7 protein-coding genes and 1 riboswitch are annotated in these 6,198 nt (G+C 67.1%); of the genes, 2 read left to right on the top strand and 5 right to left on the bottom strand.

Features of this window, described 5'->3' with window-relative positions; genetic code table 11:
- Positions 1–56: riboswitch (Fluoride riboswitch) on the bottom strand. This riboswitch is flagged as partial in the annotation.
- 37 nt (positions 57–93) lie between these two features.
- From V7082_RS14520 to hisC, 3 genes are read right to left on the bottom strand one after another with little or no spacing between them, the layout of a single operon-like run.
- Positions 94–777 carry a gamma-glutamylcyclotransferase gene (locus V7082_RS14520; RefSeq protein ID WP_334149731.1) on the bottom strand — a complete coding sequence of 228 codons (684 nt, stop codon included), beginning with the start codon at positions 775–777 and terminating at the stop codon, positions 94–96.
- 18 nt (positions 778–795) lie between these two features.
- Complete coding sequence (locus V7082_RS14515; protein ID WP_334149729.1) at positions 796–1,764, bottom strand: prephenate/arogenate dehydrogenase family protein; 969 nt, start codon at positions 1,762–1,764, stop codon at positions 796–798.
- Positions 1,761–2,864 (bottom strand): histidinol-phosphate transaminase, encoded by a 1,104-nt coding sequence (gene hisC, locus V7082_RS14510; RefSeq protein ID WP_334149727.1) that lies wholly within the window; start codon positions 2,862–2,864, stop codon positions 1,761–1,763. The genes V7082_RS14515 and hisC overlap by 4 nt, the downstream gene beginning before the upstream one ends.
- Positions 2,865–3,126: 262 nt before the next feature.
- On the opposite strand from hisC, the gene V7082_RS14505 reads away from it, so the two are divergent.
- On the top strand, positions 3,127–4,356 hold the full coding sequence (locus tag V7082_RS14505; protein WP_334149725.1) for a hypothetical protein: 1,230 nt from the start codon (positions 3,127–3,129) through the stop codon (positions 4,354–4,356).
- A 49-nt stretch (positions 4,357–4,405) separates the two neighbouring features.
- On the opposite strand, the gene V7082_RS14500 is transcribed toward V7082_RS14505, so the two are convergent.
- On the bottom strand, positions 4,406–4,663 hold the full coding sequence (locus tag V7082_RS14500) for a hypothetical protein (RefSeq protein WP_334149723.1): 258 nt from the start codon (positions 4,661–4,663) through the stop codon (positions 4,406–4,408).
- 365 nt (positions 4,664–5,028) lie between these two features.
- Here V7082_RS14500 and V7082_RS14495 point away from each other — a divergent pair, with 365 nt between their 5' ends.
- Positions 5,029–5,778, top strand: coding sequence for a hypothetical protein (locus tag V7082_RS14495; protein WP_334149721.1), 750 nt, complete (start codon positions 5,029–5,031; stop codon positions 5,776–5,778).
- A 66-nt stretch (positions 5,779–5,844) separates the two neighbouring features.
- Here V7082_RS14495 and V7082_RS14490 read toward each other — a convergent pair whose 3' ends face one another.
- A complete protein-coding gene (locus V7082_RS14490; protein WP_334149720.1) occupies positions 5,845–6,144 on the bottom strand; it encodes a hypothetical protein in 300 nt (99 codons plus the stop codon).
- Between the last annotated feature and the right edge of the window lie 54 nt (positions 6,145–6,198).

Here is a 6,198-nt window from a genome sequence, read left to right as displayed (position 1 = left end):
GGTAGGAGCCATCAGCCTTGCGGCGGTTGTCGGGAGACTCCATTCCCATCCCACGGGGGCCAATCTGCGCGAAGCGCCCCGCCTTGGCAAGGATCAGTCGCGCTTGGCGCGAAAGCCGAAGCGGTTGTCCCGCGCGGTGCGAGGCGTCGCAAACCCGCGCGCCGCCCAGGCCCGTGTCAGCGCCTCCGTCGGAGAGCGCCCGCCGGGCGGCGCGCCCCCGCCACGCACCGCCAGGGCGCCGACGAGCGTCGCGGTCCTCTCGAGGCGCGGCTCCGAAATGCCAAGCGTCCTGAGGTGCCGGAGCGTGCTCGCGAGATAGTCGAGATTGGTGCCGCCCTCCCCGGCGGAGCGCCGGATCAGGCGCGCCTCGCGCAAGAGTGGCAGTGAGCCGGCGTAGGCCGGATGGGCGCGCTCGGCGATATAGGTCACCGCCCGCACGGTTCGGGGCGCTTCATCGCCGCCGTGGGCGAGAGCGACCGGCGCCAGCGCCTCGCGATAGACCCCGTAGATCAGCTCGCGCCGGCGCAGGTAGGCCAGCGTCTCCGCCTGCCGCTCCGGCGCGATGCGGAACGCGATGCCGTCGCAGACGCCGCCCCGGTCGAGTCCCAGCACCAGCCCCGGCTGGCGGGGCGTGCCGCGGTAGTGGACCGAATAGATGCAAAAGGCGCGGTGATAGCCCGTGAGGCGCGCAGGGCGCATTTCGGCGAAGAGAAAGCCCGGGTTCCACATCAGCGACCCGTAGCCGAAGATCCACGTCTCGGCCGGGGCGACAGGCATGCGGGACCGCGCTCTCTTTCAGCGTTTCTTGGCGATCGCGCCCGCGCCGGTCTCGGCCGCCCCATGGGCGCGGCCGAAGTCGGGCGCCGCGGTATCCTGCCCGGCCTGGACGATGCCGCGGCGGATGGCGCGCGCCTCGGTGAAGAGCCGGTGCAGCGTCTCGCCGTCGCCGAACCGGATCGCCCGCTGCAGCATGGTGAGATCCTCGGTGAAACGCCCCAGCATGTCGAGCACCGCGTCCTTGTTGTTGAGGAACACGTCGCGCCACATGGTCGGGTCCGAGGCGGCGATGCGCGTGAAGTCGCGGAAGCCGCCGGCCGAGAACTTGATCACCTCGCTGTCCGTCACGCGCTCGAGATGGGCGGCTGTGTTGACGATGTTGTAGGCGATGAGATGCGGCACGTGGCTCGTGATCGCGAGCACGAGGTCGTGGTGCTCGGGCGTCATGATCTCGACCTTCGAGCCGAGCGCCTGCCAGAATGCCGTGAGCTTTTCGACCGCCGCCGCGTCGGCGTCCGGGCCCGGCGTCAGGATGCACCAGCGCCCGTCGAAGAGCTCGGCGAAGCCCGATTCCGGCCCCGACTGCTCCGTGCCCGCGATCGGATGTCCGGCGATGAAATGCACGCCCTTCGGCACATGCGGGCTGACGTCGTTGACGATGGCCGCCTTGACCGATCCGACGTCGGTCAGGATCGCGCCCGGCTTGAGGCTGCGCGCGATCTCCTTGGCGATCGGCCCGCAGAGCCCGACCGGCGTGCAGAGGATCACGAGATCCGCTCCGTCCGCCGCCTCCGCGGCCGTGACGAAGCCCTGCTCGATGAGCCCAAGCCGCATCGCCGTCTCAAGGGTGGCGGGCGTGCGCGCCGAGCCGACGATCTCGCCCGCAAGCCCCGCCCGGCGCGCGGCGTGGCTGATCGACGAGCCGATGAGCCCGATTCCAATCAGCGCAATGCGCTCGAACATCGGTTTGCTTTTCCGGTCGCTCATGCGCGCGCTCCGACGAAGGCTTTGAGCGCGTCCACGACCTTGCGATTCTCCACATCCGTGCCGATGGTGATGCGCAGCGCGCCGGGAAGCCCATAACCCACGACGCGACGCACGATGATGCCGCGCGCCTTGAGGAACGCGTCGCACGCCGCCGCATCGCGGCCCGGCGCAGATGGGAAATGCACGAGGATGAAGTTGGCGACGCTCGGCGTCACGGAAAGACCGAGTGCCTCGATCTCGCTCGTGAGCCAGGGCAGCCACTGGTCGTTGTGGCGCACCGACGCCTCGATATGCGTCCAGTCGTCCATGGCCGCCGCCCCCGCCGCGATCGACGGCGTGGATAGGTTGAACGGCCCGCGAATGCGGTTGAGGGCATCAGCGATCGCCTCCGGGCAGTAGGCCCAGCCGATGCGCAACCCCGCGAGCCCGAAGATCTTGGAGAAGGTGCGCGTCATCACCGTGTTCTCGGTGGTGGCGACCAGCTCGAGACCCGCTTCGTAGTCGTTGCGGCGCACGTATTCGGCGTAGGCCGCATCGAGCAGCAAGAGCACGTCTCCAGGCAACGCGGCGCGCAGCCGGCGCACCTCCTCGATGCTGAGATAGGTGCCGGTCGGATTGTTCGGGTTGGCGAGGAACACGATCCGCGTGCGCGCCGTGACGCGCGCCAGGATCGCATCCACGTCGGCCCTGTAGCCGGTCTCCGGCGCGACGACGGGCACAGCCCCCGCCGCCAGCACGACGATGCGGTAGAGCAGGAAGCCGTGCTCGGTGAAGAGCCCCTCGTCGCCGGGTCCTAGATAGGCGTGTGCGATGAGGCTGATGAGCTCGTCCGAGCCCGCGCCGCAGACGATACGGTCCGGATTGAGCCCGAAGCGCCGCGCGACGGCCTGCCGGAGCGCCGTCGCCTGGCCGTCGGGATAGCGCTCGAGCTCGGCGCCGGCGGCCGTGAACGCAGCGCGCGCCTTGGGGCTCGGCCCCAGCGGGGTCTCGTTCGACGAGAGCTTGATCGGCGTGATCCCGCCCGGAACACGGCTCTCGCCCGGGACATAGGCTTCGATGTCGAGCACGCCGGGACGGGGTTTCGGAGCGAGCGGAGCCATCTGAGGGAGCTTCCAAGGGGCCGACGGTGCGGGAGCGGCCGTTCGGGCGGCGGCGAGGCCCCGTGATACCGAGGGCTTCGAGAAAGCGCAAAGGTTTAAGCGCCGCGAGAGACTTGCACCCGGCACCCTGGGACGGATCGGAGACGGCAAGACAGCGCTCTTTACCAACCATTAGTAGCAAAGCACAGATGCTCAACCAAAAATTGAGAACAAAAGCAAACCGCTATCCAACGGCGCAGGCATGCTTTCGAGGATCGGAGCAGTGAAGGCATCGCAAGGCGGGTTTCGGCGGATTGTCCCCCGCGCGCTCCTGATGGGTCTCGTTTCGGCTTCGCCCGCCGCCGCGGACGGAATTGGCACCAGCCACCTGCCGCCGTCGGCGCCTCCTTTGAAGGGCCGCACCGCCGAGGACGGCGCCGCGACCTCGGCGGTGGTCGTCGCAACGGGGGCCGGGGGAACCTCGAACGCCGGCCCGACGCTCAGCGAGCAGCCGAGCGCCTTCCTGGATCGCGCCTTGGGCTACGCGACCTCGCGCGCCACCGGGCTCGGACAACTGGACGTGAGCGTGAACCTCTCCGACCGCCTCTACACCGCCTTCGACGCGGCCTACGAGCAGTCGTTGGCCGCGAGCGCATCGTTGACCCGGGATTGGAGCGGACAGCAGACGCTCGTGACCTTTGCCTTCGCGAAGACACGCGACGTCGAGGAGCGGCTGACCGAGGCCAGCCTCTCCGTCACGCACGCCTGGACCGCCGGCAAGGCCAGGCCGTACGTGAAAGCGGAGACTGCGCTCCTCGATTTCGACGACATCCCCGACGGCTTCCAACCCTTCCACAACCAGGACGACCGCGACCGCATCTCGTCGAGAGCGTCGCTCGGCCTCCGCCTGACGCTGACCGACCGGATCGACATGGAGATCGGCGCCGGCATCGACCACAAGCATTACCTCGACCGTTTCGACGATTTCGGCATCCGGCGCGGAAACGTCTCACTGTTTCCGCTGCTCGGCCTTCGCTACACCGGCGCACAAGGCTCCCTCAGCGCCCTCTACATGCCGTTGTGGCGCACCTACAGCGACGACGCGTTCGAGAGCGCCTGGAAGAACGCCTACGCCGTCGAAGGCGACTTGACGCTCGCGGACGGCATCAAGGGCTTTGCCGCCGTTCGTTACGGGTTCGAGGAAACGGATTTCCTGATCGCGAGCGTAGCTTATGAGGCCGTCGCCGTCGCTGGGCTGACGCTCACAGCCGGAAAGGGAACGCTGACGCTGGCCGCTTCCCGCACCTCGCGGACCTACGACCATCTCAATCTGTCCGATCTCGCGCGCGCCGACGAGAAGCTCGAAGTCGCGCTCTACGGTGAGGTGCCGCTCCTCGATACCGTGTCCCTCACCGGACGGCTCGGCTACCTCGACTATGCCACCAGCTTCGGCCGCGTGGGCACGGAGGCCGTGACGGCCTCCGTAGGATTGACCTATGCGGCAACGCACTGAGAGAGGCAGGCGGAAGAATCGCCTGCCACCCGGCCTCAGCGTGTCGGCCTCAGCGGCCGCCGAGACCAAGGCCCAGGCCGACGCCCGCCTTGACCTTGACGATATTGAGCACGTTGAGCTTGGCCGCCACCTGCGCGCTGGCTTTGGCGCCGGCGATCGGGGAGACGCTGTTCGCACTGCCCTGCTGTCCGTGATTGGATCCGTGGCCACCGTGCCCTCCGCTGGCCCCGCCGCGGCCGCCGGCCTCTGCCGGAACCGTCGTTGCCAACGCCAAAGCTGCCGCAAACGCAATGCAAGCCGTCTTCATTTGAAAAAGCTCCTGATTGTTTTTCCACTCTCAAACCCATTGGGTTCGCAGAAAAATAATTAGGAGAGAAACAAATGAAACACAAAACAATCGGGATTTAACGGTGAAACAGGCAAAGAACCAGAAAAATATCCTGCAAATGATTTATTTTTAAGAAGAAATGGAACGCATGCCGAATGTTTTTACCGCGCCCTCGGGCGCGGGGGAGCCGCCGAGCGCGATCGCGAGCGGCCAACTGCCACGTTTGACCGGGACCCGCAGTGTGCGCAAAGTTCCGTCGTAATTCCTGCGTTTGCTCGCCACGACGGCCGCACCCTCCGTGCGGCACGGATCGAGATTGCGCCTTCGGCTGGATCGACGACGGCATGACCACCTATTACGATTACTTGAGAGACAGGATCGCGGCCGCGTCCGTGCGGGATGCCGCGCAGCTCGATCAGTTGATCCATCTCGAGCGCAACGCGCTGTGGCAGCAGCTTCTCGCCAATCCCGTCTACGACGAGCGCGGCCGCATGGCGGCCCTCGCCGCATTCGACGAAGCCGCCTCCTACATCCTGTCGGAGCAGAATGCGCGTTTCGGGAGGCATCCGGCCCGGCCGGCAGTCCTCGAGCCCGATCCGGCGGCGCACCGTGCCCCCGCGAGGGAGCCCGCCCCCGCCCGCTCGCTCGTACGCGATGCGCTGGTGTTCCTGGCCGGCGTCGCGGTCGGCATCGCGCTCGCCTATGTCGCCGGCAGCGTCTTCACGCAAGCGCGCTCGGGCTCGGAGGCGAACCTCGACGTCCGGAGTTTTGAGCCGTCGGCGAAATCGTTCAAGTTCGTCAAGAGCGCGCCGAGCCCGCTGGAAGGGGCGATCACGGTCACCTACGCGCCCGGGACACCGTCCGACACCTTCGCCTGCGAGGTGGAGGCCTCCTATCGCCAGCTCCTCGAATACGTCAGGTTCGACGATGCCTGCAAAACGGTAGCGTTCAAGTTCCTGCCGCTGCCCGAGCTCTGGCAGAGCTTCAACTATCTGCAGGGCTATATGGTATTTTCCGCCACCATCACGGCGCCCGGCGGCGGCAAGTGGCAGGGGTCCGCCAGCGTCTATTTCTCCATCGACGCCACGACCTGACATCGCAACGCGACACCACCGGCCTCAAGGCCGCGGCGATCGAATCCTGCCCGCCGGAAACCTGGATCAGTTCATGTAGGGGCTATCGCCGCCGTTGCGCCCGAGCGTCGGCGAGTTGAAGAAGAATCCGCTGTCGAACGGCCCGGAGTTCGTCTGGCTGCCGTACGTCGGATCGGTGAACCGGCGCGTGTTCGTGCCTTGCAGATACTTATAGGAGTATCCGCCGCGGCGCGGCTTGGGACGCACGACGCCGCGGAGCGGCTTCTCCTTGACGCCCGGCTGCTGAGCCAGAACCGGAGCCGGCGCGACAGGCAGCCCGAGCAGAGCCGCCACCATGGCGATTTTGACAAGACCGAGAGTTTTCATGGCGCTACATTAACCTAGGTGCGGGAGCCTGTCGACGTGGGGCGGCATTTCGCG

The sequence above is a fragment of the Hyphomicrobium sp. genome (assembly GCF_036833075.1).
Classification (GTDB): Bacteria; Pseudomonadota; Alphaproteobacteria; order Rhizobiales; family Hyphomicrobiaceae; genus Hyphomicrobium_C.
This window is presented reverse-complemented; position numbering and strand designations above follow the sequence as displayed.

Coding starts and splice junctions, on each gene's coding strand:
- V7082_RS14520 (WP_334149731.1), bottom strand. CDS start 777: ATGCCTGTCGCCCCGGCCGAGACGTGGATCTTCGGCTACGGGTCGCTG.
- V7082_RS14515 (WP_334149729.1), bottom strand. CDS start 1,764: ATGAGCGACCGGAAAAGCAAACCGATGTTCGAGCGCATTGCGCTGATT.
- hisC (WP_334149727.1), bottom strand. CDS start 2,864: ATGGCTCCGCTCGCTCCGAAACCCCGTCCCGGCGTGCTCGACATCGAA.
- V7082_RS14500 (WP_334149723.1), bottom strand. CDS start 4,663: ATGAAGACGGCTTGCATTGCGTTTGCGGCAGCTTTGGCGTTGGCAACG.
- V7082_RS14495 (WP_334149721.1), top strand. CDS start 5,029: ATGACCACCTATTACGATTACTTGAGAGACAGGATCGCGGCCGCGTCC.
- V7082_RS14490 (WP_334149720.1), bottom strand. CDS start 6,144: ATGAAAACTCTCGGTCTTGTCAAAATCGCCATGGTGGCGGCTCTGCTC.